Source organism: Acetobacterium wieringae (assembly GCF_001766835.1).
GTDB lineage: Bacteria > Bacillota > Clostridia > Eubacteriales > Eubacteriaceae > Acetobacterium > Acetobacterium wieringae.
Map to the genome: position 1 here is coordinate 112145 of NZ_LKEU01000031.1, position 24901 is coordinate 137045.

General features: G+C 47.9%; 17 protein-coding genes and 1 pseudogene. 5 read left to right on the forward strand and 13 right to left on the reverse strand.

What is annotated here, in order from left to right:
* Window positions 1-3 precede the first annotated feature (3 nt).
* On the reverse strand, window positions 4-957 hold the full coding sequence (locus ACWI_RS10885) for a DMT family transporter (protein ID WP_084633636.1): 954 nt from the start codon (window positions 955-957) through the stop codon (window positions 4-6).
* Window positions 958-1069: 112 nt separating this feature from the next.
* Between ACWI_RS10885 and pdxR the strand changes: the two genes are divergently transcribed.
* Entirely contained in the window at window positions 1070-2485 is a 1416-nt protein-coding gene (gene pdxR / locus ACWI_RS10890) for a MocR-like pyridoxine biosynthesis transcription factor PdxR (protein WP_070371464.1), read from the forward strand.
* 233 nt (window positions 2486-2718) lie between these two features.
* Here the strand turns inward: pdxR and budA are convergent, their stop codons facing one another.
* Window positions 2719-3519 carry an acetolactate decarboxylase gene (gene budA, locus ACWI_RS10895; RefSeq protein WP_084633637.1) on the reverse strand — a complete coding sequence of 267 codons (801 nt, stop codon included), beginning with the start codon at window positions 3517-3519 and terminating at the stop codon, window positions 2719-2721.
* A gap of 231 nt (window positions 3520-3750) precedes the next feature.
* Between budA and ACWI_RS10900 the strand changes: the two genes are divergently transcribed.
* Window positions 3751-5232 carry a carbon starvation CstA family protein gene (locus tag ACWI_RS10900; protein ID WP_070371466.1) on the forward strand — a complete coding sequence of 494 codons (1482 nt, stop codon included), beginning with the start codon at window positions 3751-3753 and terminating at the stop codon, window positions 5230-5232.
* A 60-nt stretch (window positions 5233-5292) separates the two neighbouring features.
* On the opposite strand, the gene ACWI_RS10905 is transcribed toward ACWI_RS10900, so the two are convergent.
* The 3 genes from ACWI_RS10905 to ACWI_RS10915 are packed head-to-tail and all read right to left on the reverse strand — an operon-like array spanning window position 5293 to window position 10461.
* Window positions 5293-8256 (reverse strand): ABC transporter substrate binding protein, encoded by a 2964-nt coding sequence (locus tag ACWI_RS10905; RefSeq protein WP_175440939.1) that lies wholly within the window; start codon window positions 8254-8256, stop codon window positions 5293-5295.
* A gap of 17 nt (window positions 8257-8273) precedes the next feature.
* Complete coding sequence (locus tag ACWI_RS10910; protein WP_070371467.1) at window positions 8274-9896, reverse strand: sensor domain-containing diguanylate cyclase; 1623 nt, start codon at window positions 9894-9896, stop codon at window positions 8274-8276.
* A 46-nt stretch (window positions 9897-9942) separates the two neighbouring features.
* A complete protein-coding gene (locus tag ACWI_RS10915) occupies window positions 9943-10461 on the reverse strand; it encodes a V4R domain-containing protein (RefSeq protein WP_070371468.1) in 519 nt (172 codons plus the stop codon).
* A 261-nt stretch (window positions 10462-10722) separates the two neighbouring features.
* On the opposite strand from ACWI_RS10915, the gene ACWI_RS10920 reads away from it, so the two are divergent.
* Both ACWI_RS10920 and ACWI_RS10925 read left to right on the forward strand, forming a co-directional pair.
* Window positions 10723-11157, forward strand: coding sequence for a MarR family winged helix-turn-helix transcriptional regulator (locus tag ACWI_RS10920; protein ID WP_070371469.1), 435 nt, complete (start codon window positions 10723-10725; stop codon window positions 11155-11157).
* Window positions 11158-11179: 22 nt separating this feature from the next.
* Window positions 11180-12553 carry an MATE family efflux transporter gene (locus ACWI_RS10925; protein ID WP_070371470.1) on the forward strand — a complete coding sequence of 458 codons (1374 nt, stop codon included), beginning with the start codon at window positions 11180-11182 and terminating at the stop codon, window positions 12551-12553.
* Between the two features lie 18 nt (window positions 12554-12571).
* Here the strand turns inward: ACWI_RS10925 and ACWI_RS10930 are convergent, their stop codons facing one another.
* The gene (locus ACWI_RS10930) at window positions 12572-14179 is read right to left on the reverse strand and encodes a dicarboxylate/amino acid:cation symporter (protein ID WP_070371471.1); all 1608 of its coding nucleotides are present in this window, start codon (window positions 14177-14179) and stop codon (window positions 12572-12574) included.
* A 206-nt stretch (window positions 14180-14385) separates the two neighbouring features.
* On the reverse strand, window positions 14386-14814 hold the full coding sequence (locus ACWI_RS10935) for a VOC family protein (RefSeq protein ID WP_070371472.1): 429 nt from the start codon (window positions 14812-14814) through the stop codon (window positions 14386-14388).
* Between the two features lie 309 nt (window positions 14815-15123).
* Between ACWI_RS10935 and ACWI_RS10940 the strand changes: the two genes are divergently transcribed.
* Entirely contained in the window at window positions 15124-16077 is a 954-nt protein-coding gene (locus ACWI_RS10940) for a calcium/sodium antiporter (RefSeq protein WP_070371473.1), read from the forward strand.
* 104 nt (window positions 16078-16181) lie between these two features.
* Here ACWI_RS10940 and ltrA read toward each other — a convergent pair.
* From ltrA to ACWI_RS10970, 6 genes and pseudogenes are all read right to left on the reverse strand, one after another.
* Window positions 16182-17577, reverse strand: a pseudogene (gene ltrA, locus ACWI_RS10945) (group II intron reverse transcriptase/maturase).
* A 445-nt stretch (window positions 17578-18022) separates the two neighbouring features.
* Window positions 18023-19483 (reverse strand): helix-turn-helix domain-containing protein, encoded by a 1461-nt coding sequence (locus tag ACWI_RS10950; RefSeq protein WP_070371474.1) that lies wholly within the window; start codon window positions 19481-19483, stop codon window positions 18023-18025.
* Window positions 19484-19712: 229 nt separating this feature from the next.
* Complete coding sequence (locus ACWI_RS10955) at window positions 19713-20921, reverse strand: EAL and HDOD domain-containing protein (RefSeq protein WP_070371475.1); 1209 nt, start codon at window positions 20919-20921, stop codon at window positions 19713-19715.
* Between the two features lie 223 nt (window positions 20922-21144).
* Window positions 21145-22356, reverse strand: coding sequence for an EAL and HDOD domain-containing protein (locus tag ACWI_RS10960; protein WP_070371476.1), 1212 nt, complete (start codon window positions 22354-22356; stop codon window positions 21145-21147).
* A 147-nt stretch (window positions 22357-22503) separates the two neighbouring features.
* Window positions 22504-23130 (reverse strand): toxin-antitoxin system YwqK family antitoxin, encoded by a 627-nt coding sequence (locus tag ACWI_RS10965; protein WP_070371477.1) that lies wholly within the window; start codon window positions 23128-23130, stop codon window positions 22504-22506.
* 76 nt (window positions 23131-23206) lie between these two features.
* Window positions 23207-24727, reverse strand: coding sequence for a helix-turn-helix domain-containing protein (locus ACWI_RS10970; protein ID WP_070371478.1), 1521 nt, complete (start codon window positions 24725-24727; stop codon window positions 23207-23209).
* Window positions 24728-24901: the final 174 nt, after the last annotated feature.

The window sequence follows — 24901 nt, forward strand, 5'->3', positions numbered from 1 at the left end:
GGATCAATCGCTTTCGATCGTTTCAGCCGTAATGTTTTTTAGCTCTGGAACAGGTATTTTGCTGGCGCTCGCTGGCGATTTTTGGGTGGCGATGAGAATGCCGCAGACGATCAGGATCATCCCCAGCAGATGACTGAGCTGGATTTTTTCATTGAGCAGGATGGCAGCCAGAATAATGCTGCTGACCGGCACCACGCTAATGAAGATCGCCGCGTTGCTGGCTGCAACTTTAGCAATCCCCCGAAACCATAGGACATACGATATAAATGAGACAAAGATCCCGTAATAGCCAATACACAAAATAGTCTGAAGCGACATTTTGGCAAACGGATAGCCCCAGGCGTCGTGGATGGCAAGGGGCAGTAAGCAGATAAAGGCCATTCCCGCCACCAGTGTTGTCCGGTATACCGAGGACATCGGGATGCACTTTATTTTACTGAGCACCGAAAATAAGCCCTCGCCAATAACGGCAATCAGAATCAGAAAATTCCCCAGCACCGAGCTGTCAAGGGTCCCTTCCGCAAAATAGGTGAAGAGGTTGATACAGAGTAATCCGACAATAACAAACGCCAGACCGATGGCGTTTTTTTTTGAGATCTTCTCTTTCAAAATAAAAAACGCCAGAATCACCACAATGGCCGGTCCAGAGCTGGAAATTAAACCGCTGTTAGCGGCTGATGTCAGCTGTAGCCCCCAGAAAATAAAGACCCGGTAGAACACAATCCCGGCCAGGGCTTGACCCAACAATACCACCACGGATTTTTTATCCAGGCGGTGGTGTTCTTTTTTAATCACAAAGGTGACCAGCAGCAAAAAGACCAGCCCGATGGCAATCCCCAGTTCGGTGGCAAAAAAAACCGGCACCCTTGCCACCATCATTTTACTGACCACAACCGCACTGCCGGCGATTGCCATCGCCACTGTCAAATCCACATAGGCGCGGAGTTTTTCTCCCATAATAATCCTCTTTTCTCTTTTATATGATTATGATAAAATCTTACCAGATTGATGTGGTTTGTAAATAACCACTTAAATGGTTTTTTTAGCAAACCACTTTTGGAGGAACGCAATGTGGATTAATCTTGATAAAAAGAATGACCGCCCCTTGATGCGACAGCTTTATGAGCAGATCAAACACCTGATTTTAAACGGCCAGCTGGCACCGGCCGAGAAGCTGCCATCAACCAGGCAGCTGGCCACTGATCTGGGGATCTCCCGCAGCACCGTTCTGGAAGCTTACAATCAATTGATTGCCGAGGGCTACCTGATTGGAAATCATGGATCGGGGACGGTGGTCGCCAATGGCATTGATGTATTTTCGATCCCCCCGGACACCGCTACGAAAAAATGCGCTGCCACGATGATCGCAACAAAAGCACCGCCATCCGCAGTGATTGATTTCCAGTCCGGCGTCATTGATTCGTCCCGGTTTCCGCTGTCGGCGTGGAAAAAAGCCTATCAGCGCAGTCTTGATCAGATTCCTGAAGCCGCTTTTCGTTATCATCCCAGCGCCGGGGTGATGAGGCTGCGCCAGACGATTGCCGCCTATTTGCGACGCACCCGGGGACTCACCTGTCATCCCGACCAGATTATGATCGTTTCTGGCTCGACCCAGGGTCTGGCCCTGATCGCCGCGTTATTTCAGGATCAGCGGCAAGCGGTCCTGATTGAAGATCCCACCCATCCCGGATTGCGCCAGATTATTGAGCGCGCAAAACTCCATTTAATTGGGATCCCGGTGGATGATCAGGGTCTGTTGACTGATAGCCTCAACGCCCATCCGAACCCGGCCTTTGTCTATACGACCCCTTCCCATCAATATCCGTTGGGTGGCATCCTGCCGATCCAACGCCGTCAGAAACTGATCCAGTATGCCATCGCCAATGATACGTATCTGCTGGTGGATGACTATGACAGTGAATTCCGCTTTGAAGGCCAGCCGGTTTCATCCCTTTATGAGCTAAGTCCTGACCGGGTCATTTACCTGGGGACCTTCAGCAAGATCCTCACCCCGGCTATCCGGTTGGGGTATCTGATTCTCCCGGATCAACTGATCGAACCTTACCTGGAGCTTAAAAAATATTCCGACGTTCATACCGAAGCCCTGACCCAGTACGCCCTGGCCGAATTTATTGAAAGCGGTGGGCTGGAAAAACACATCTGGAGGATGAAAAAAATCTATGCTAAAAAACGCCAGCACCTGATCGCTGAATTATCCCGTTGTTATCCGGCTGAATTTGAAATCAAAGGCCATGCCGCCGGGCTGCACATGGTTGTCCGTTTTAACGGCGTTGTTTTTGCTCCCCCACTGATCGATCGCATTAATGGCCGACAAGTCCGGGTCTATCCCATTGAAAACTACGTTTTTGGCAACACAACACCCTACGGCAGCGACATCCTCCTCGGCTACGCTCACCTAACCTTTGCCGAAATCACCACCGGCATCACCCGACTCTGTACTGCCCTGCGGGAACCGGGATCTTGAGCACAAAAAAGACACTCCCGCGAGTGTCTGAGGTTGTCGATAAACTCCCGTGCCGACCAATGACCAAGGGGTCAGACCCTTGTTAATCTGTTGTACGCTGCGGAATCGGACAGGCGATGCCGTGTCCGCTCCGATGCGGACAAAATGATGTAACAATTGTCGGTACTAGGTTATCTTTTTTGACAGTCTGAGACACTCCTACGAGTGTCTTTTTAAGATAGCTTCGAATCTGGTTATTTTTCGACAGCATCGATGGCGGAGTCGGCATCCGTTACGGTTCCTTCCGGGGTGGATGGCGACAGGGTCATGAAAAAGCCGTCGGTTTGATCGACAAAGGCAGTGGCGCTGTCAAAGCTGACATCAAGCAGATGGCCGCCCTTGCTGCGGTCATCTGCGATAAAATGAAAATGGTAGCCTTTGACATTCAAGCCGCCGATATCGGCCGGGCACCACAAGCCGACCAGGGTACCGCTGATCTTTTGATAGTCAAAGATCGACTGGTTTTTGACGGCTTCAGAAAGCACCGGATAAGGTTTTATCTGGCTGGGCACCGAACGGGCTTTGATGGTGTTGAAGGTGCCGTCGATCCGGAACACATAGAAGGCCTTCGGGTCGGTTATCATTTTGTCCAGTTCCTGCTCCAGGGCTTCCAGACTGGCGGTTGGTCCCAGTGATTTAGTCGCATCCTCGTCAAAGTAGGTAACTGCGGCAAAGGGGGTGGTATCGGTGTCTGGAACTTCCTCCACGGCACCGCTGGCCTTGACCTTGTAGACCGTATTGTCGATCATCACCAGCTCGCCATCCAGGGCGTTGAAGGTACCGATGCCGACATCGCCATGCTGCTTTAATTCCCCAAAAGTCATAAAACCATCGTAATTCCCGGCCAGCAGGGAATTGATCGTCGATGCCTGGAAGAGGGTCTCCTCTTTAGCTGCGGCAGCCTCGCTGCTGGTGTTAGTGGTTGCGGCGGCACAACCGGCCAGCGTCACTATCCCCAAAACCGATAAAACAATTGCGGTAATTTTTATTTTCATAACACGCTCCTCATTTTTCAATCTAAGTCCGATTTTACACCCCCATCACCTCGGATGCAATGGAAACTTTTGGGGATTTTAACTTACGCCGCCTTCACCTGAACCAACCTATCCGTACATAGGGCAGTATTCCGGATTGACGGCGATTTAACGCAATGTTAAAATGAAACCGTGGTTGAGCTTAGGGCTTTTTTTCTACGACAAAAGCCTGACAACTGCAGAGGAGGCATCATGATTACCTTTATTATCGGACTATTAATTTTAATTCTAGGCGGGTTTTTCTATGGCAAACTGGTCGAAAAGGTGTTTGCCCCGGATACGCGCCAGACGCCGGCGATCAGCCAGGCCGATGGGGTCGATTTTGTGGCCATGCCCAAATGGAAAAACCAGTTAATCGAATTGCTCAACATTGCCGGGACCGGCCCGGTGCTGGGACCGATCCAGGGGATTCTGTTCGGCCCGCTGGCCTTTATTACGATTCCCATCGGCTGCGTTCTGGCTGGCTCGGTTCATGATTACTTCAACGGGATGATCTCGATCCGCAACGGCGGCGCCCAGATGCCCCGGCTGGTGGGCAAGTATCTGGGCCCGCAGATCAAGCGTTTTTATACCCTGGTGTTGTGGTTGCTGCTTTTTCTGGTGGGGGTGGTGTTTATTTACACCCCCGGCGATCTGATTGCCAGGGATATTCTGAATAAGGATGCCGGTGCCCAGAACACCACCATCTGGATCGTTTATGCGGTCATTTTTGGTTATTATTTAATCGCCACCTTCTTCCCCATCGATAAAATAATTGGCCGAGTCTATCCAATTTTTGGGGCTATTCTGATCATTTCAGCGCTGGGGGTTTTTACCGGCATCATGATGGATGGTGGTGTCAATCTCCTGAACCTGTCCTGGTCGACCCTGCCCCAACATCCCCTGGGTCAGCAATTTATTCCGGTCTTCTTTATTACCGTCGCCTGCGGCATCCTCTCGGGCTTTCACGGCAGTCAGTCGACGCTGATTTCGCGGACCATTACTGCCGAAAAAGAGGGGCGCGGGACCTTTTACAACATGATGATCCTGGAAGGCTTTATCGCCATGTGCTGGGCGGCCGGGGCGATGGTGCTGTTTAGTCGCGGTGTCGATTTCAGTACCGGCGCCACCGCCATGGTGGGCCTGATCTCCCAGGAATTTTTGGGCCCGATTGGGGCGTTCTTCGCCATTCTCGGGGTTATCGTGCTACCGATTACCTCCGGCGATACCGCCTTTCGGTCGCTGCGACTGATGGTCGGAGAAGCCTTCAACATTGATCAGACCGTCATCAAAAATCGACTGCTGACAACTCTGGGAATTTTTGTCCCAGCGGTTGTGATTCTGGTTTTTGCCAAGACCGCCCCCAATGGGTTTAATCTGTTATGGCAGTATTTTGGTTTTACCAACCAGTTTGTGGCGATCTTCGCCCTGGCGATGGCGGCGGTTTATTTAATGACTGAACACAAGATTTTCTGGATTACCCTGCTCCCGGGGATGTTTTACACCTTTATCGTGATCTCTTATATCTGCCATGCCCCGATTGGTCTGGGTCTCGAACCCCGACTGGGCCCGACGATAGGCATCAACCCCAACAGTTATATCCTCTCTTATCTGATTGGCGCCGCGGCAGCCATTCTCTACATGGTGCTGGTTTTAAAACAGGGCCGAAAAGGTCTGGATCAGCTGCCCCAATAGAAAATATAAACCAGTACCGACAAAATCCCCGTCGCATCTCAAGTGATGCTGCGGGGATTTTTATTGTAGCGGCTTGGTGAGTAGATTGTGGTTGTAAATCACGGCGATTTCGGCCGGTTCCAGCGGTTTACTGAAAACATAGCCCTGAATTCCATCACAGTCACTGTTTTTGAGAACGGCAACTTTGTCCCACTCTTCAATACCCTCCGCCATGATTTTTAAATTGAGACTGTGAGCCAGCAGGATCAGGCTTTCTATCACCTTGATCCGGTTGCCCTGTAAAAACTGATCACTGATTGATTTATCCAGTTTTATTTTGTTGACCGGCAGATATGTCAGACAATTCAGCGATGAATAACCGGTGCCAAAATCATCTAGGGCCACTGCCAGCCCGGCATCTTTAAGCCCTTTTAGAAACTCCTTCGTCTGGCCATCGTTTTCCATCAAGATGCTTTCGGTAATCTCAATCTCAATAAACCGGGGCTCGACATGATGCTGATGCAGCAGTGTGATGATATAGCCAACATACTCTTTGTCCTGCAACTGACGATTGGAAAAATTGATGGCTACCGGTTTTTCCGCCAGTCCCTGATTGCGCCAGCGGGCAATCTGGGCCACCGCTTCCCGGATCACCCAGCGGCCGATCTCACTGATCAGGCCGGTTTCTTCGGCTACCGGAATAAACTGGTCCGGACCGAGGCGGCTTTCTTTGAATCGGAGCAGGGCTTCAAAGCCGCTGATCTGACCACTGTCCAAATCCACCTGGGGCTGATAGACCAGTTTAAAACCGTCGCTCTTTAATGCCGCTCTGAGCATCGCTTCAATTTCGATTTTACGGCTCATGGCCTTTTTCAATTCCTGATGATAATACATATAGTGATTTTTGCCCCGGTTCTTAACCTCGTACATGGCTGTATCGGCATTCATAATCAGCTGATCCATCGCACTGCTATCATAGGGATAGCAGGAAATACCCATGCTGATACTGACAAAAACTTCCCGGCTGTCGAGCCGGAAGGCTTCATCGAAAGCGCTCAAAATCTTATTGGCATAGGCTTCAATATCGGCCTGATGGCATTTATTGGTGATCAGGATCAGAAATTCATCACCGCCGAGCCGACCCACCATCATGTTCTCGTCAGCGATTGACTGCAACCGGCAGGCAATCAGCTTGAGCAATTGATCCCCAAAGAGATGGCCCAGGGTGTCATTGATACTTTTAAAATTATCAATATCCAGGAGCAGCACCGCCCCGGTATGGCCAGCCGCCAGTTCTTTTTCCAGTTGCACCAGAAAGCTCATCCGGTTGGGCAGCTGGGTTAAAAAATCATGTCGGGCCAGATGCCTTATCTGTTCTTCCTGAAGTTTGAATTTAGTATTGTCCAGCAAGATCCCGTGCAGCTTGCAGAAATTGCCGTCTGCCGATTTGATCCCTTTGCCACGGATCAGCAACCATTTTTGCTGTGTGTCGTCGCCCGCCGTCAGTACCTGAATATTGATCTGGGCTGATTTACCCAGAAGGTAATTGCTGACCTCTGTAATCAAACGCTCACGATGACTGGCCTCCAGAACGACATCCATCCAATAGTGGACATGACAATGGTTACTGAGGATTCGATTGATAATCCGGGAGCAGTCCCCAGCAAAAGAAACCGTTTTGGACGTGAGATCTACCTCCCAGACCGCACTGTTGGTGCCCTCAATGGCCAGCTCAAACTTCTGATTCAGTTCGCCGACTTCCCGGTCATGCTCGGCCATCACTTCATATTGCCGCCGCAGGGTTCCTTCCACCGTTTCCAGTTCTTTGTACGTCGCTGTAAGCTTAGCATTGCTGGCCACCAGGGCTTTTTGGATGTTTCGGCGCTTCAGATTATCATAAATTAATAAAAGCGTTACCAAGGTCAGAAAGCTGACAATAATGGCAGTGGCCCAAATCAGGTTGCGATATTTATCCAGTGGATGTTCGGTTTTATTAATCAGCACCGCATCAGTCGGAATCAGGTGATCCGGAATCTGATAGTGCTTGATCAATTCATAATCGAAGATGTAAAAATAGGGGGTCTCTTCAACCATTGGGATGGATGCGACCGGGGTTCCTGCCAAAATGTCGCTGACCAATTCGGCCGCTGTTTTGCCCAGGGCCTGATAATCCACCATTTTTCCGCCGATCAGTCCATAACCGACGCCTCCCACCGAAGCCCGATAAACGGGGATCTGGGTATGCTGGTTCAGAAAAGCTGCCGCTTTTTCAAACTCCATGTAAGCCCCGGTCTTGTCCGGGTTCATATCCAAAAATAGTAAAATGGTGTCATCCCCCAATTTCTCCAGTTCTGTCCCCAGCTCATCAAAGCTGTAGTTGGGCGTATTGAGGGTGGAAAAGGTCAGTTCCGGAAAGCTCTGGCGTAAGGATTTAAACTGCTGACGGTTGCCCTGACCAGTCAGAGTTTCATCGGCAATCCCTACTACCTTGGTAGCCCGGGGGTTAAAGACCCGGGCGATCTCCAGCGTTTCTTTTATCGAGATCCGCTCAATAATACCGGTGATGTAAGGATCGGCCGCAGCTTGTCGGGCCCGGGTTTCATCGTTTACACCAAGAAAAACAATCGGGATCTGAGAAAACAATTCGGCCTGATGGTCGAGGGCAAACTGAAGGGCATTGTCATCTCCTACAATCACCGCATCATAGGGTGGCAGCTGGGCCAATTTGAATTTCAGACTCTGATAAAAAACCTCTTTGTTCTCCGGAGTATCGAGGCGTTTGGTATCCATATATTCAATTTCCAGTTTGATCTTTTGTTCGTCAAATACCGATCGGATGCCCGTTATCTGGTCAGGAACCGAGACAAAGCTTTCACTGTAGGAGCTGATAAAAAGCACCGACTTTTCGTCCTCGGCGCAGACAAAAAAAGTTGGCCCAAACAGTATCCCGGTTGCAAACATCCAAATCAGGAGCACGCTTACATGGATGACAGCTTTAGCTGATTTTAATAAGTTGCTGCGATAACTGAGTTCATGGTTTGGCATTGATCCCTCCGAAAAAACTAGCATACTTCAACACGATTGCGGCCCTTTTCCTTGGCCAGATAGAGGGCCCTATCGGCCCGGGAAACGATGGACTCCGGAGCGGTATCATTTTTGTAAGCTGATACCCCAAGACTGATTGTCACCGCTCCCGCAGTTGCAAAAGAATGGTTAGCAACTGCCTGGCGCAGCCGTTCGGCCAACCTGGCGGCGTCCATCAGGCTAGTATCCGGCAGAATAATCAAAAACTCTTCGCCGCCCCAGCGCCCCACCACATCGCCATGCCGGACCGTTTCGTAGAGGAGTCCAACCAGCTCGATTAAAACCCGATCCCCGACCTGATGGCCATAGGTATCGTTGACAAGTTTGAAGTGGTCAATATCCAGAATGATAATCGCAAAAGGAGCTGAGCCGTTTTGGGCCCATTTGTTGTGATGTTCCAGGGTCTCATCCAGCTTTAAACGGTTGAAGCTCTGGGTCAGCTTATCGGTAATTGACAGCCGTCTTATTTCTTCCTCCATTAGTTTTCGTTCGCTGATATCCCGGGTAACCCCCAACATCCCGACAAAGCGTCCATCTTCGCTGTATATTCCGGAAACAGTCGCTTCAGTCCAAACCGTGGTGCCATCTTTGCAGGGTTGTTCCAATTCCCCGCGATAGACTTGAAAAGGCAGACCATTCTGAACCGAATTAATGGCCCGAGCCAACCCCTCATGCATCTGAACCAGTGATCCTGGACATAAGACTTCTTCCTGGGACTGAGCCATGACTTCTTCAACCGTATAGCCCCGGAGTTTTTCCACCGAAGGGCTAATGTAGGTGAAACGCCCGGTCAGATCCATGGTCCAGATGACATCTGCTGCATTGTCTGCCAGCAACCGGTGGCGCTCTTCACTCTGCTGCAGTTTCGCTTCAATGGCCTTGAGTTGAGTGATATCCCGGATTACGCTGAGAGCGTGGGGAGCCCCGTCAATGATGATTCTTTTCGATGAAACCAGACCAATATGTCGTTCATTATTCTTGCCATAAAAACAGATCTCCAAATTCTCAACAAAACCATTGGCTTCAAGGGTTTTGATAAAGGTTTCCCGTTGGCTTTCATCAATGTAGAGATCACGGATGTTAAATGAACCGACGGTTAAATCCGCATCGGTAAATTTTGTGGCTTCCATAAAAGCCCGGTTATAGGCAATCAGGGTACCATCGGCGACTTTGGTAATCACGGTGGCATCGGGAATAGTCTGAAACACCATTTCGAAATGAGAACGGGCTTCTTCCAGTTCATGAATGGACGACTCCAGTTTTTCGGTCATGCTGTTAAAGGCCTCGGAAAAATCGCCAAGAAAATGAACCCGCTGAGAAAAGTCGCCTGACGCAATGGTTTTGGTGATCCAGGTCAAATTCCTAAGCGAAGCCTGAAGGTTTTTTAAAGACCCCAGCACGTAACCCCGGCCGTTGATATCCTCAGACAGATTTCCGTTGCCAAGAGCTGTTGCCGAATTCCTGATGGTTTTGATGGTTTGATCAATTTCTAAAAAAGAGTCATCGTTGCTGATGTTTTCAGGGGGAATTACGCTGACTCGAAGGTCATTTAACAGGGCTTTAAAATATTCTAAAATGGATCGTGCGTCTTTACTGATCATTGCTGTTTTGTCAGCTCCCTTCATGCTATAGCTGGCTAATTATGTCTTATTGCTCGATTGCTTTGGCATGGAAACGACAAGTGCGATCCCCAGTGCACCAGCAGTCGATCTCTTTAACAACAAAAGGTTTACCAGAAAAATTTTCCAGCAGGGCCGAGATAAACCCTTCATCATAGGTACAGATCTCGTAACTATCCTCCGGCAAGCCGGAGCAATCGAGATCTTCGGAAACCGTCAAAATCAGTTCACCTTTTTCCATATCCGCTTCTTCCACCCGCAAAATACCCATACCCAGGTCTTTCAGCACCGTTTTAAGCTGACTAACAAAATGATTGAGATCATCGGTTTTCGTAATCATATGCTGATAGAAGGCATTACCAGCCAATTGTCCAGCCTCATAAAAAATTTGATCGGTTTCCTCAACCCCAACATGTTTTTCGATGATGTCTCTGAAGGTAAATTGCATCAGTCGATACACCTCAACCCGGGTGGTATTCCCCAAATTTGGACGTCCTACACCAATATCTCCCAGTAACTCCCAGGAAAATTCATATTTTCCAGCCAATTATGATGCCCTCCACTTCACGCTTCTCAATTACTAACCCACCTGTTTTGCGGCAATCGTAAATTGATTTAATTTCCTTATTTTACCACGTTAACCCGGGATCTTGTCAAGGTGCTTTAATTGGCAGCAGATCTATTTTATCGATATCGATTCTTAATTTTAAACATCTGCTATTTTGTGCAAACGATTCGTTAAAATGTTGACTTGACAATTAAAATTTCTTCCGATAAAATAGATAGCATGCTAAGTAATGGAGACGTGATGAAAACAGATCAATTTAATTTTGGTGGCTTTGTTAAACAATTGAATAACATTATGGAAATGCGCTTCAATCATTCGTTAAAACAATGGGATCTGACCTCGTCCCAATTTTCGGTGATTATGTTTTTGCTACACCATCAGGGTCAGGCAATCAACCAGAAGATGATTGAAGAAGCTTTTCGCCTCAAAGGTCCCACCGTTACCGGGATCGTCAAGCGGCTGGTGGAAAAAGATTTTATCCAGCGCCGACCCGATCCTTTGGATCGCCGGATTAATTATCTGGAGCTGACAAAAAAGGGTCTGGAACTGGAGTCGCTGGTTTGTACCGAGATCACCCGTCTGGAAACTGAGACCCTCCGGGGCATCTCACCTGAACATCTCGACCTGCTGGAGTCGCTCCTGCATCAAATTTTAGAAAACATTACCAACCAATGATTCACAGAAAGGAATTATTTTTATGAAAAACGATTTATTTGAAAAGTACCCCATCCCCAAGGCGGTGATGACCCTGGCCATTCCCACCATGCTAAGTATGCTGGTGACGATTGTCTACAACATGGCCGATACCTATTTTGTCGGTCAAACCGGTGATGCCAACCAGGTGGCCGCCGTTACCCTGACCATGCCGATCTTTTTTCTGCTGATGGCCTTTGGTAATATTTTTGGCATCGGCGGCGGCTCCTATATTTCCCGGCTCTTGGGGGAGCACCGGATTGCGGATATCAAGCATACCTCCTCCTTTGCCTTTTATGGCTCGATCGCCCTGGGCCTGATCGGAATGGTGGTGTTTCTGGTCTTTATGGATCCAATTCTGACCATTGCCGGTGCCAGCCCCAACACCATCGGTTTTGCCCGGGACTATCTGACCATTGTCGCTTATGGCGCCATCGCCATCAGTCTGCAGAATTCACTGGCCCAGATTGTCCGCTCCGTTGGCGCAGCCAAAGAATCGATGATCGGGATGATGATCGGAACCATCGTTAACATCATTCTTGATCCGATTATGATTCTCTCCATGGGCATGGGCGTGGCCGGAGCAGCCTGGGCCACCGTGATTGGAAATGCCTGCGCTGTATTATACTTTATCTACTATATTTTTAAACACAGTGATGTGCTCTCCATCGCCCCCCAGGATTTCCGGATGGAAGGCGCCATCGCCAAAAATACCTTTGCGATTGGGATTCCGGCCTCTGTCAATAACATTCTGATGAGTTTTTCAATGATCATGTTAAACAGCTTTGCCTCCGCATATGGCGATACCGTCATTGCTGCCCTGGGTGTCTCTGGCCGGGTCTTCTCCATTGTGGTCATGCTGGCACTGGGTCTGGCAATGGGTATTCAGCCCTTTATCGGCTACAATTACGCCCAGCAGAACTATAAACGGATGAATGATGCCATTAAATTCACCGGGGTTGTCGGAATGATCATGGGCACTGTGGTCATGATCGTCGCAATCCTTTTTGCCGCCCCGATTGTTACCTTCTTCATCAATGATCCGGAGGTCATCACCATTGGTGCCACCATGCTGATTATTCAAATGCTGGTCAGTCCCTTTCTGGGCCTCCAGTTTATCGTCACCACCGTCTATCAGTCGCTGGGCAAAGCCATCCCTTCGCTGATTCTGACTATTTGCCGACAGGGTCTAGCCTTTGTCCCGATTCTGATTGTAGGTTCCACGCTGTTTGGTCTGCAGGGGATCATCTGGGCCCAACCGCTGGCCGATGTTGTCTCAATTATCCTGGCCATTTCAATGTATACCGTCACCTACCGTAAACTTCGGGCCAGCAAAACCGAACCGATTTCCATGGCAATGGAAGACGGACTGGCCTAAGCCATCAAAAAAGCGCCCCTAAATCGGGCGCTTTTTTAGTTCGCTGGCACGGAGCCGGTGTTCCGTGTGAATCATTCCGATATTGGTTGTCATGACGTTGCCGGTGGTGGCCGGATAGTCCAGAAAGATGGCGATGGTTACGGCCAGTGCCAGCCCTTCCAAAGGAATCCCCAGAAGGTTGAAAACGATGGTGAAAAGAAAAGCCCCCATCCCCGGCGAAGGTGGCACCGCCACCGAAAGAATCATACACAGAATCACGACCGGAATCGTATCCGGCAATGAAAAGCCGATTCCATAAATATTACCAATAAACAAGGATGTCAATAACAGCATCGGAATGGCGTCCTGCTTGTTAAACAAAACCCCTACCGGAATCGAAAAATTGACGACGTAGTCCCGGATTTTCTGCTTGCCAATTGACGTTGCGGTATGACTGACAAAGGTGGCGCTGGAACTGGCGGTTGAGAAGGCAATCAGCAGAAATGGTGCTGCTGTTTTTAAATACGTCACAGGGCTTATTTTTTCATAAACGGCTACACTCAACAGCATGAACACATTAATAATCAGAAAAGCAATCAGCAACAATACAATCAGCCAAACGGCTCCCAGTAGCGCCGCCCCTTCCCCGGAAATCATCATATTCAAAATACTGATAAAAACCACCACCGGCATCAGGGCACAGACGGCGTCCAGGATGGTTGAAAAAATCAGATTGGCTTCGGTAATAATCCGGGTAATTTGCGGAAAGCGGCCCTTTAAGGTCAACATCACAATGCCACCAATAATGGCCAGAAACATGATTTGCAGGGTATTGCCATCGATAAACGGCTGAATAATATTGGCTGGAATAATCCCGAAGACCATCTCCCCAATCTGGTTCCACAGATCCCCCTGACCAGCCTGACTGGCTGACCCGGTGTTGCCCAGCAGAAAAATCTGAGCCATTCCCAAAGAAACCGCTGAAGCCAGAAGAATTACTGCCATCGACCAGGTCAGCAGCAGGCGGAAAATCCGTTTCATTTGGGCCAGGTTATCCATATTGACAATACTGCCGATGGCGGAAAAAAACAGCACCGGTATTACAATGGCGTTGAGAAAACCAAAAAATGTACTGCTAATCGGAGAAAGAATCCCGGTACCCACTTGCTTGCCCAGCTCAGGCGCCATCATCTGGATGAAAAATCCGGTCAGAATCGCACCAAGCAGGGCGATGGCTGTTGTCAATGCCGGGTTTAATGGTTTTTGTTTTAGCGTATAAGAAACGTTATTACAGCCCTTTTCGTAAGAATAGGTTACCGATGACAGTCCAATTAAGATATTCTGTCCGATCCGATTGTAGTCAACTGCTTCTCCCTCCGGTGTTTCCGGCAGGGTCAGCGGATTTTCCGGATTACCCCAGTAATTCAGCGTTAGGCTAATGGTTTTAAAGCGCTTCTGAATCGACAACTCAAAATGCGCCTGATCGCTTGCCCGCTCACTCCAGTAAACAATGGCTTCTTCCACAAAAAGCTGCGCTTTCATGTTATCGGTTTTGGGGCACTTGTATTTTTGCAAGAGCTCCGAAACAAAGACGTTGGCTTCATCGAGACTGGCCAGACTCAGTGGTAATATCTTTTTTACTTCCATGGTTCCCCCTTATGCATCGATCTTCTGACTGCGTTTGTGTAAACCATGCCACTGATATACTCTCGGGTTAGGCTGGTGTCAAACCTGAAATTATCTGGCGCTGGCATAAAGAACACACGGTACGATTGATACCGTGTGCCTTTCACCGTGATGGAAAAATTGTTGCGCTCATCAAATGGTGAAAAGTTAGTCAAAGATTACCACCATTATACCACTTGACGCATTCTGCCGTCATCATAATTTAACTGCCAATTTACCCCAAATTTATCGACCAGCGAACCATAAACCTTGCTCCAGAAGGTTTCCTGCAGTTCGGTTTCGACGGTTCCACCATCTTTTAATTTATAATAAAGGCCTTTGATCTCATCCAGGTCGTCACTGAAAATGACCAGGGTCATCTTTTCTTTTTGATTGTCAGGTGATTTTGAGGGTATATCCGAGAGCGACACCCGTAGTTCATCGGTCTCAAGATCCGCACGAATAGTCACTTTTTCTGCCGGATCAGGATTGCCCGGTTCGGGCAGGGTTTCATCAAATAATATAATTTCAGCCTGATCAGTGCCAAAAACGTCGGCATAGAATTCCACAGCTTCCTGACAATTTCCATTAAAACTAATATAGGGTTGTACCTGCATTTCTACACTCCTTTTTCGTTTAGGTGCACCCTTTGCTAAAGAATACTTGGGATTGCACCGGGATCTCCGTTTTAATCAATTTTACAGCACCATGACACTCTGTTACATTGTATAGCCTTATTTTTACGATTTAAACGGTTTCGGGTAAATTTTTTACAAATTTCTGTAAAATAAAATTGACCTGATGCAAATCTGCTGTTATTGTTATAAGGGTCATAAATGGAGCTTTATTTTCGTTCATTTCTGCCTTGTTGCAGACAACTTGATAGTCAGTTCTGCAATCTGTAATTTTTAGAGGGAGGATTTCTTGTGAGTATTATTTTTTTAATCATCGGCCTCGTATTATTAGTTAAGGGTGCCGATTTTTTTGTGGAGGGTTCGTCTTCCATTGCCAAGCGCTTTAACATCCCCAGTATGGTCATCGGTTTGACCCTGGTGGCTTTTGGCACCAGCGCCCCGGAACTGGCAGTCAGTGTGTCCGGATCCCTGAATCAGGCCAATGGGATTGTTTTTGGGAATGTGGTGGGTTCCAATATTGTCAACATCCTCTTTATTCTGGGTATCTCAGCCTTTATTTCCCCCATCAGCATCAAATCAAAAACGATTTTTAAAGAGATGCCTTTTGCCATCCTGACCACCGTTGCCTTAATGCTGATGGTGATGGACGGGCTGATCAACGGTGACCCGATCAGCGTGGTTTCCCGTTCGGAGGGCTGGATTCTACTGCTCTTTTTTGCCATCTATCTGTATTCGATGGTGGAAATTGCCATCCTGGGCAAAGAAGAATCTGAGGGCGAAATACTTGTGCTGCCAGTTCCCAAGAGTATTCTCTTTACCATCGGCGGTCTTGTCGCCGTGGTTTTTGGCGCCGATCTGGTGGTTAATGCGGCCATCGAAATTGCCACCATCCTGGGCATGTCTGAAACCGTGATTGGTTTAACCATCGTTGCCATCGGCACCTCCCTGCCGGAGCTGATCACCTCAGTAGTAGCAGCTAAGAAGGGCGAAAACGATATTGCTGTTGGTAATATTGTCGGTTCTAATATCTTTAATGTCCTCTTTGTTATGGGGGTTTCCGGGGTTATCTTCCCAATTGAAATCGCCACCGAAAACTATGCCGATCTGTGGATTTTGCTGGCGGCCATGATTATCGTCGTTCCGATGATGTACACCTCCAAGAAAATCAGCCGCTGGGAAGGGGCCGTCATGATGCTGGGCTATGTCGGTTATTCGGCCTTTATCATCATGCGGGCGATTTCCTAGATCTTTATTGCTTACTGGCAATCGGGTAGGAGGCTGACCATTAATTGATCAGCCGACCTCCCACACCACCGTACGTACCGTTCGGTATACGGCGGTTCCAGAGTTTACACATTTACTTGCAGATAATAATCATAAAAATTGGGATATCCTGCCCGCTTGAGACGCTCATTTGACAGGGTTCTCATCATGATTGGGCTATGGGCGGTTCGCCAATAGCCTTTTCTTGTGTTTGCCCACATCCACGCCAATTCTTTATCCAGGCCCAATTTCTTAAGATTGGTAAAGCGGGTTTTCACTTTCTTCCAGCGTTTCCAGGTAATCAACCGGATCCGGCTTCTCATCCATTCGTCCAGCGGTTTGAGGATATTTTTCATATCCGCCAGCTTGAAGTAATTGATCCAACCCCGCACGATTTGCTGCAGCCTTTCTTTTCGTCTCTGAATTCCCATCCCATTACTGCGTCCGGTAATCTGTCGGATTTTATCCTTCAACTTCTGAATGCACTGGGGGTGAACTCGCAATCTTCCCTGTCCCCGGTAGATATAGAATCCGTATCCGAGGAATTTTACTTTTGTGACGTTGGCCACCTTTGTTTTCTCCCGATTTATTTGAAGAAACAGTTTGCCTTCGATAAACGGTGCAATATTCTTAAGGGTTCGTTCGGCGGCTCTCCGGCTTTTGCAGAAAATCATCAGATCATCCGCATACCGGACAAAACGATGTCCACGGCGTTCCAGTTCCTTGTCACTTTCATTAAGCATGATATTTCCAAGAATTGGGCTGAGTGGACCGCCCTGCGGCACGCCTTCCTCGCTTCGCTCGAACACACCGCCTGACATGACGCCAGCGTTTAAATATTTGTTGATCAGGGAGATGACCCGACCATCTTTGATGGTTTCAGACATAATCTGAATGAGTCGACTGTGATTGACGGTATCAAAGTACCTTTCCAGATCCATATCCACGACGTATTTATATCCATCGGTGATATTTTTCTGGCTTTGTTTCAGGGCTCCCTGGGCACTGCGCCCCGGTCTGAATCCATAACTGTTGTCTGAGAATTGTTGCTCGAATATCGGCGTCAATACCTGGCTGATCGCCTGTTGGATCAGTCGATCCACTACGGTTGGGATTCCCAATTTTCGTGTTTTCCCGTTATCTTTGGGTATTTCCACCCGTCTGACGGGTTGTGGTTTGTATTTACCACTTTGGATGGCTTCAATGAGTTCATTCCGGTTTTCTTTCAGGTAGGGCAGAAGTTCATCCACCTGCACCCCTGTTTTTCTTCACCTGCTTATAGGCCAGATTCAGATTATCACGGGTTAAAATTTTCTCCAGCAGTCCATCCGTCTGCTTGCTTGTATTGGTGATTTCGGTTTCAATTATCTTTGGTGATTCGCACACGTCTGCATATCTTTTCTGTTCCGCAGATATCTTTTGCAGATCGCCTTCATTTTGAAGTTTTCTGTGTTTTATTTTATCACCATCAGTAATCTTCATTGATCTTCACCTCCTCTGGTTCAGCCCTTCCTTCAACATCTAGATTGTCTCCGTACTATGGCTTCGGCTGACTTCTCACGATAAATCTTATTTCAACCGTGCTTCATACTCTGTTTCCGCACGTCCGTGAGATCTCCCCGGGTAAGAACGCAATCTTTCCTTCCATCTATCTGCCACATTTACACCATCAACTTCCGAGTAGTTTTGGGGCTTCAGTTTGTTAGGCAACCTTACCCAGTTGATCATGCCTGATGTGATTTCTGTTCGTCAGACCGGAAGTTTGCCGCTGGCTTCCTTCAGATTCCCCGTCGCCGGGGACACCCTTGCCTTAAGCTATGCACTTGGCACTACCTACCCGTGCTCGGGACTTCCACCCGTTAGATTGCGCCCATGCCGGGCGCACCTTAAAAAAGCACTCGCAATTTTGCGGGTGCTTTTTATAACACTATGCCTGGGCTTCATAGCGCAAGATCAGCTGATCCATGGCAGCCAGGGTGTCTTCTTTGGGTAACACATAGGGACTGCCCGGCAGACTTGAGAAAAAATCGTCAAAGGCGGCCACAATTTTTGCTTCTTTTAATTTAATCGTCTTAAAAATCTGCTGATCGGCTTTTTGATAATGCAGGATCAGATGCACCAGAGTTGCTTCATTTACAAATTCAACTGCTGAATTAAGGACAATCTTTTTTTCATCGAAGGCGTAGGTTTTGCGGGCATCAGCGGCAATATCCTGGCGCACCTGTTTGGTCAGCATCAGGCGTTCGGCTGGCGTAAAGGGATGACACACTTCCTCCGGAAAATACATATTGCCCGTATCCATAAAGGTTTCCAGATTGTTTAATGAAAAGACATTGATCATGGCACGGTTTTCCGCTTTAAAATAATCGTAAAAGCGATTGGTGGCCGATACCAGATCATCATAGAAGGGCAATTCCCGGCGAACCTTGTCGGCTACCATCTCGTGGGTGGCGTAGTAGGCAAAGCAGGGCAGCGGTTCAATAACCTGACGGATCCGATAGGTCGTATCCAAGGAGTAGATGGCAAAAAGATCCCGACTTTCTTCAATAAAGGGCTCGGACTGCAAAAGGATGGTAACAAAACCCTTCTGGTAGAGATCATAAAGCTCTGAATCGCGATAGCGGATGGCCCGACAAAAATCCCGGGAAATCACAATGACTTCCTCCGATGTGAGCATAAAATAGGGAAACAGCACATTGATTTCCTGACTCTTCCCAACTGCCTGATAATAATAGTGGGAGTGATAAGTAATATTATCAAGCAACGACAGACCTATCAGAGTTTTAAGGGTACCAAGGCCCGGATCAGCAAGGCTTTCGTCACTGACTTCCGGAAAACACTGAACATCCTGCAAAACCAGGTATTTTGCATTTCCCAGCATTTGCTCAAATATATGCGCATAAACCCGTTCAAAATGACTGGGAATCGAAAGTTTCAGATGCGGCTCCTCCTGGCAGAAAAGCTCCCGATCGATGCTGTTTTCGATAACGCTCTGGACGGCTTCTAATCCAGTCACAATCTGAATTTTTGCTTGTTCCCCGGAGCCGACTAATGCGCAATCCGGAGCTTTTAATTCTTTTGAAAAAGGAATGTGATAGCTGGTGAGTTCAAAGATGACGGCCATCAGCTCCACAATTTTTTGACGATTATAGTAACACCGTTCGCCGACCTGGGTAATTTCTTGCAAGGCCTGCAATTCTTCGATTTCAGTCGTTGACAGACGCAACGCTTTACATAAGCATTCAAAAACTTTAGGAGTAGGCAGCCGCTCACCAGATTTTATCCGCTGCAACGTGGTGCGATTGATTTTCCCCATCTCCGCCAGGGATTGTACGGTTTCGCCACTTTCGTCAATTAATTCTTCGATTTTTTTACTAAAACGTGTCATCGGCTACTCCAGTTTCTGTATTTTTTGTCTCTCTCACTCTTATTATAGCCGTGTTGGAGCCAATTGCAAGATGTGGCATTTTGTGTGCCAGAATATTTTGCCCTTTTATAAATCTTGTCGGATCCAAAATGGTTAAACGATCGGGTTGCGACCGATCATAAAAAAAGAGTACTCACACCACATATCGGGTGAGTACTCTTTTTTATTTATTTTTATGTAATTCACTTATCTAGGCAATATTGCAAACAATGCGACTCGCCCAGGCAATCGCTTCCCGGTAGTCGTGATAAATGTGGTAATCCTCTATTTTTAAGAATTGAGCCAATTCTTCGACCAGACACCATTCGCCCTTTTCATAGGCCACCATCAAGGCCTGAATCGGAAAAAGAACGCCCTGCTGGTTGATCAGGGCCTCTAAAATCGCTTGCGGCAAGGCGATCCCCGCCAAGACCACATCCATTGGTTGATCAAGAATCGCATCCAAAACGCTAAACAGTCCCATCAGAGCGGCATCATGTTCCCATTCATGCATTCCCGAGCGTTTCGCCAGTGACTCGGCAAAGCGGGTACGAATCAGCGATAGTTTGATCAGTTCGGTGGGTTTATCTTTACTGACTTCATGAATCATTAAAATACTGATCCAGCGTTCAAATTCACGCAGGCCAATATAGCTTAGGGCAAACTTGATGGAGCAAATCGATTCACTGCCAGCCCGAAAACTGGCCAGTCGGAGCAACCGATAGGTCAGGGTCACATCCTGTTCGATCAACTGGGCCAATCGATCAAAGGAGGGTTCATCCGCATTTATTTCAGTCATCAGCTGCAGATACTGCAGTTGCGAGGGGGTGGCCCGGAAGGTACGGCCGGCAATGTGCGGTTTGCTGAAAAAAAAGCCCTGAAAGAGGGTAAACCCCAAATCCTTCGCTTTTAGAAATTCATCCCGGGTCTCCACCTTTTCAGCCAACAGTGTTTTCCCCTGAGCCAGACCCGCCAGAACATCATCGGTAATGGTATCAAGCGGCGTGACCATCAGGTCATACTTGATAATATCCGCCAATGGCGTCAGGGGGTAGGTCTGATAAGTCTGGGCAAAATCATCCAGAGCGATGCTGTAGCCTTTGTCTTTGATAGCCGTAAGCCGCTCAACCAGATTGCGGCTGACTTCAATGTTTTCCAGCATTTCCACAATCATCCGCTCGGGGTCAATCAGCTCCACAGCTTCGGAATGAATAAATATTTCATCAAAGTTAATAAAGGCAAACTTATCTTCAACGAGGTTTTCCAGTCCCGATTCAAACAGACCGGTGATGACCATGGCTGTTGCCCCCTGGGACGACATGCCGCCAAAATGCGTCGAGTGGTTGTGAAGCCGAAATAAAAGCTCATACCCGTACACGTCCAGCTGAGCGTTGAAAATCGGTTGTCTGGCAATAAACATATGGCCTCCTGGGTCTCTTTATACTGGTGTAAAATTATAAATGTCCGTTCCTGTTCAATATGTTTATTGTAACACTATGTTTCATCAAAAACAAGAATTTTCACACCCCCAGGCTGTTATTTTTTTGCACATGTTTTCAATCTGCTGCCAATTATTGCAACAAAAAAATGGCGCAACTGCAGCTGGCCATGTTTTATTGAATCGGTTATCTACTTAAGATTTTTCAGGCGATGTTTAAAATGATTTCATTGGCCCAGGCAATCGCTTCCCGGTAATCGTGATACAAAATGTACTCCTCGATTTTTAGCTCCTGCGATCGTTTCAGGGTGGTTGCCCAGTCACCTTTTTCATAGGCCAGCATCAGTTGGTAAATCGGGTACAGCACCCCCTCACCCTTTATCAGTGCGTCGGGAATGGCCGGTGGCAAGGCAATGCCCGCCAGTGCTTCATCCATGGTCTGGTCGAGAATCCCATCGAGGACGCTAAACAACCCCATCATTGCCGCCCCATGCTGGGCGTTGTAGGTCATCAGCGCCCGCTTGGCCAGGGTTTGGGCAAAACGGCTCCGAATCAGCGCGATTTTCATCAACTCTGCGGGTTTTTCCTGGCCCAGATCCTGAAGCATCAGAATATTGAACCAGCGCTCAATTTCGTTAAGGCCCATGTAGGTCAGCGCATAGCGGATCGAACTGACCAGATCGTGATTGGATCGGACACTGGCCATCCGCATGACCCGATAGGCCAAGGTGACATCCTGTTGAATCAGCTCAGCCAGGGCATCATAGGAAGGGTCTTCTTTTTTAAGTTCCTCAATCAATCTGAAATACTGAAACTTGGTCGGCGATTTATTAACCGACTGACCAGCAATCACAGGTTTGCTGAAAAAATAACCCTGAAAGAGGGTAAAGCCCATATCACAAGCCTGTAAAAACTCATCCCGGGTTTCGACTTTTTCGGCTAGTAACACCTTGCCCTGAGCCAGCGCAGCGGCGGCATCTCTGGCAACCGTTGCCAGAGGAGTGGCCATCAGATCATACTTGATAATGTCGGCCAGGGGACTCAGCGGGTAGCTTTGGAAGGCTTCTTCAAAATCGTCCAGGGCAATCTGGTAGCCCTTTTCCCTGATTGATCGGATCCGTTCGATTAGGCTGTCATCAATTTTTATTTTTTCCAGCATTTCCACCACCATCTGATCCGGTTTAATTAATTCCAGGGCATCGGAATGGATGAAAATTTCGTCAAAATTAATAAAAGCCCGTTTATTCTCAATGATGTTTTCGATTCCCGCTTCATAGAGTCCGGTGAGCACCGCTGCGGTGGCTCCCTGCGAGGAAATTCCACCAAACTGACTGGACTGGCTGTTGAGCCGAAACAACAGTTCATATCCATAAACGTCCAGATCCACGTTAAAAATCGGTTGTCTGGCAATAAACATCTGCGCTCCCCCTTAAACGGTGTCAGGTCAGTCATCTGATACCCGAATTTTTAAAACCTCTTGTCTCAATGATAGCATCATCCTGACCAATTAACAAGTGAAAACGATTGACATCAACTAAATAAGCCGACACCTGCCGATCAATTGTCAGCCAACTGCTTTACCGTTGCGAAATTTACCTTTATGCACCAGTCGGCCGCTGCGATCATAGGAACGCCCTTCCCCATGCCAGACACCGCTTAAAAATTCGCCCTCATACTTTAGCTGGCCATTATCGTAATATTCTTTGCAATGGCCGGTGGGTACTGACGGATCTTTGATGTTTTCCTGATTCGTAGACAGCCGGGCAAAATTGCCCTCGCATTTTAGTTTGCCACTAGCGTCAAAGATGCGTCCCTGACCTGAGGCGTAGCCATTGGCAAAGCTCCCGATGTATTTAAGCTTGCCATTTTCTTCGTAGAGTTTCCCCTGACCGGAGGCCAGACCATTGACAAAGTTGCCTTCGTATTTAAGGAGACCATTGGGATAATATTCTTTGCCGGGACCAACCTGAATGGTATTGACAAAAACCCCGGTTGAGGCCAGCGAATTGTTTACATAACGCTGGCCGATTAGGCGGTTGCCCTGATAATAACCGATGATATAGCCGTCCCGGCAGGGAACTTTGACCTGTGGCTTTTGGTCCTGACGCTCTTTTTTTTGCCGGGATGACAGATAAAGCCAGAGGATAATGCCAGCAATGCCTACGAGAAAGAGAAAGAGGATGCCGCCCATATGCTTACCTCCTTGTTTGGATTTATAAATAGGTCATTACAAAACTGCCGTGAGCTTTGCGCTCCGTTTGTCTTTATTATACCCCGGTTTGCGCCACTATCACAAGCGGCTTTGTTAAATTGGGATCGGCCGCCGGGGCATATTCGGCCAGCAGAGCATCTAGTTGTGCCAGGGTCGTCTCAGTGGGCAGCACATAATCGCTGTCTGGCAGACTGAGAAAAAACTCTTTAAATGCGGCAATGACCAAAGCTTCCCGGAGTTCGATGGTTTTATAAACGATCCGGCCAGCAATACGATAGTGTAGCACCAGTCGCAGACAATCGCAGCTCTCATAGATAAACTCCACCGCCTGGTTTAAGAAGAGTTTTTGATCATCCACGGCAAAGAGCCGTCGACGCTCAAAAAAAAGATCATCACGAACCTGCTGTAGAATCATCAGGCGTTCTGATGGGGTTAGCCGATGATAAATTTCTTCCGGGAAAACCAGATTGCCATCATCCATAAACTGCCTTAAGTTTTTTAATGAAAAAACATTCAGCATCCCCGTGCTGACCTGCCGGAAGTAATTAAAATAGCGGTCAACTGCCTCCAGCAAGGGTTCATAATAAGGAAAGTCTTTATTCAGCTTGGCTTCGAGCAGATCTCGATCGGTGTAATAGGCAATACATGGCAACGGTTCAACTACCATTTCTACCTTAAATTTTCGATCCAGGTCAAAAACCGCAAAGAGATTATTGCTTTCCAGAATGAAGGGCCGGGTCGAGGCCAAAATTTCTGCAAAACAGTCGCTGTAGAGACGCACAAAGGCCGGATCGTGATAGCGCACCGCCTGACTTAAATCCCGGGAAATGGTGATGACTACGGTGGATGTTATGATAAAATAAGGAAACAGGGCACTCATTTCCGGGCCACTGACACCCGTGTTTGTCTCAAGCGTATAGCTGTAGGATGAATAATTGACGTTGTCCAGCAGTGTCAGGGCGATCAGGTGTTTTAGCGCCCCCAGCATCGGGTCGGCAGCAGTGTCCCCCGCTTCTCGGCGCAGGCACAGAACATCCGCTAGATCGAGTGTTTTTTTGTTGCCCAGCAACTGCATAAAAAGATAATCATAAACCGCCGAAAAGGTATAGGGAATGGTCAGTTTTATGGTTGGCTTAACCTGCTTGCTTAATTCCTGATCAATGCTTTTCTCAATCAGACTCAGCACCTGTTTTTCACCGCAAACAATTTGCATGGCCGGGGGCTGCTCATCTGGGTCTTTTTTATCATCCCGAGACTTAAGCTCTTTGGAATAGGGAATTTTGTATTCAGTTAATTCGGAAATGGTTTCGATCAGCTCAACAATCTTCTGGCGGTTGGCATAGATCCCTTCGCCCACCTGAGCGATCGCCCAGAGCTTTTCCAGTTCAGCGGCCTCTGTCGGCGAAAGCCGCAACACCCGAATCAGCTTTTTTAGCATCGCCCGAGTCGGCAAGCGTTCGCCCGACTTGACCCGCTGCAGGGTAGTACGATTGATATTTCCCATTTCTGCCAGTGCCAAAACGGTTTCACCGCTTTCACTGATTAATTCGCCGATTCTCTGACTCAGTAATGACATAAGACCTCCCGGAAACAGGCAAGGTTGCCTATTTCGACTTTATTATTTTTTCTTAAAGAGTTACATTCAATTAACTCTTCTATTATTCATATTTTCTTCACCCATCATAATCGTTTTACGATGGACTGACAAGTGTAATATTTTGTGATTGTGACAAAATCGTCAATATGACAA

What these genes read in the sequence shown, in the direction of transcription:
- ACWI_RS10885 (WP_084633636.1), bottom strand. Translation starts at nt 957, where the DNA reads ATGGGAGAAAAACTCCGCGCCTATGTGGATTTGACAGTGGCGATGGCA.
- pdxR (WP_070371464.1), top strand. Translation starts at nt 1,070, where the DNA reads ATGTGGATTAATCTTGATAAAAAGAATGACCGCCCCTTGATGCGACAG.
- budA (WP_084633637.1), bottom strand. Translation starts at nt 3,519, where the DNA reads ATGAAAATAAAAATTACCGCAATTGTTTTATCGGTTTTGGGGATAGTG.
- ACWI_RS10900 (WP_070371466.1), top strand. Translation starts at nt 3,751, where the DNA reads ATGATTACCTTTATTATCGGACTATTAATTTTAATTCTAGGCGGGTTT.
- ACWI_RS10905 (WP_175440939.1), bottom strand. Translation starts at nt 8,256, where the DNA reads ATGCCAAACCATGAACTCAGTTATCGCAGCAACTTATTAAAATCAGCT.
- ACWI_RS10910 (WP_070371467.1), bottom strand. Translation starts at nt 9,896, where the DNA reads ATGATCAGTAAAGACGCACGATCCATTTTAGAATATTTTAAAGCCCTG.
- ACWI_RS10920 (WP_070371469.1), top strand. Translation starts at nt 10,723, where the DNA reads ATGAAAACAGATCAATTTAATTTTGGTGGCTTTGTTAAACAATTGAAT.
- ACWI_RS10925 (WP_070371470.1), top strand. Translation starts at nt 11,180, where the DNA reads ATGAAAAACGATTTATTTGAAAAGTACCCCATCCCCAAGGCGGTGATG.
- ACWI_RS10930 (WP_070371471.1), bottom strand. Translation starts at nt 14,179, where the DNA reads ATGGAAGTAAAAAAGATATTACCACTGAGTCTGGCCAGTCTCGATGAA.
- ACWI_RS10935 (WP_070371472.1), bottom strand. Translation starts at nt 14,814, where the DNA reads ATGCAGGTACAACCCTATATTAGTTTTAATGGAAATTGTCAGGAAGCT.
- ACWI_RS10950 (WP_070371474.1), bottom strand. Translation starts at nt 19,483, where the DNA reads ATGACACGTTTTAGTAAAAAAATCGAAGAATTAATTGACGAAAGTGGC.
- ACWI_RS10955 (WP_070371475.1), bottom strand. Translation starts at nt 20,921, where the DNA reads ATGTTTATTGCCAGACAACCGATTTTCAACGCTCAGCTGGACGTGTAC.
- ACWI_RS10960 (WP_070371476.1), bottom strand. Translation starts at nt 22,356, where the DNA reads ATGTTTATTGCCAGACAACCGATTTTTAACGTGGATCTGGACGTTTAT.
- ACWI_RS10965 (WP_070371477.1), bottom strand. Translation starts at nt 23,130, where the DNA reads ATGGGCGGCATCCTCTTTCTCTTTCTCGTAGGCATTGCTGGCATTATC.
- ACWI_RS10970 (WP_070371478.1), bottom strand. Translation starts at nt 24,727, where the DNA reads ATGTCATTACTGAGTCAGAGAATCGGCGAATTAATCAGTGAAAGCGGT.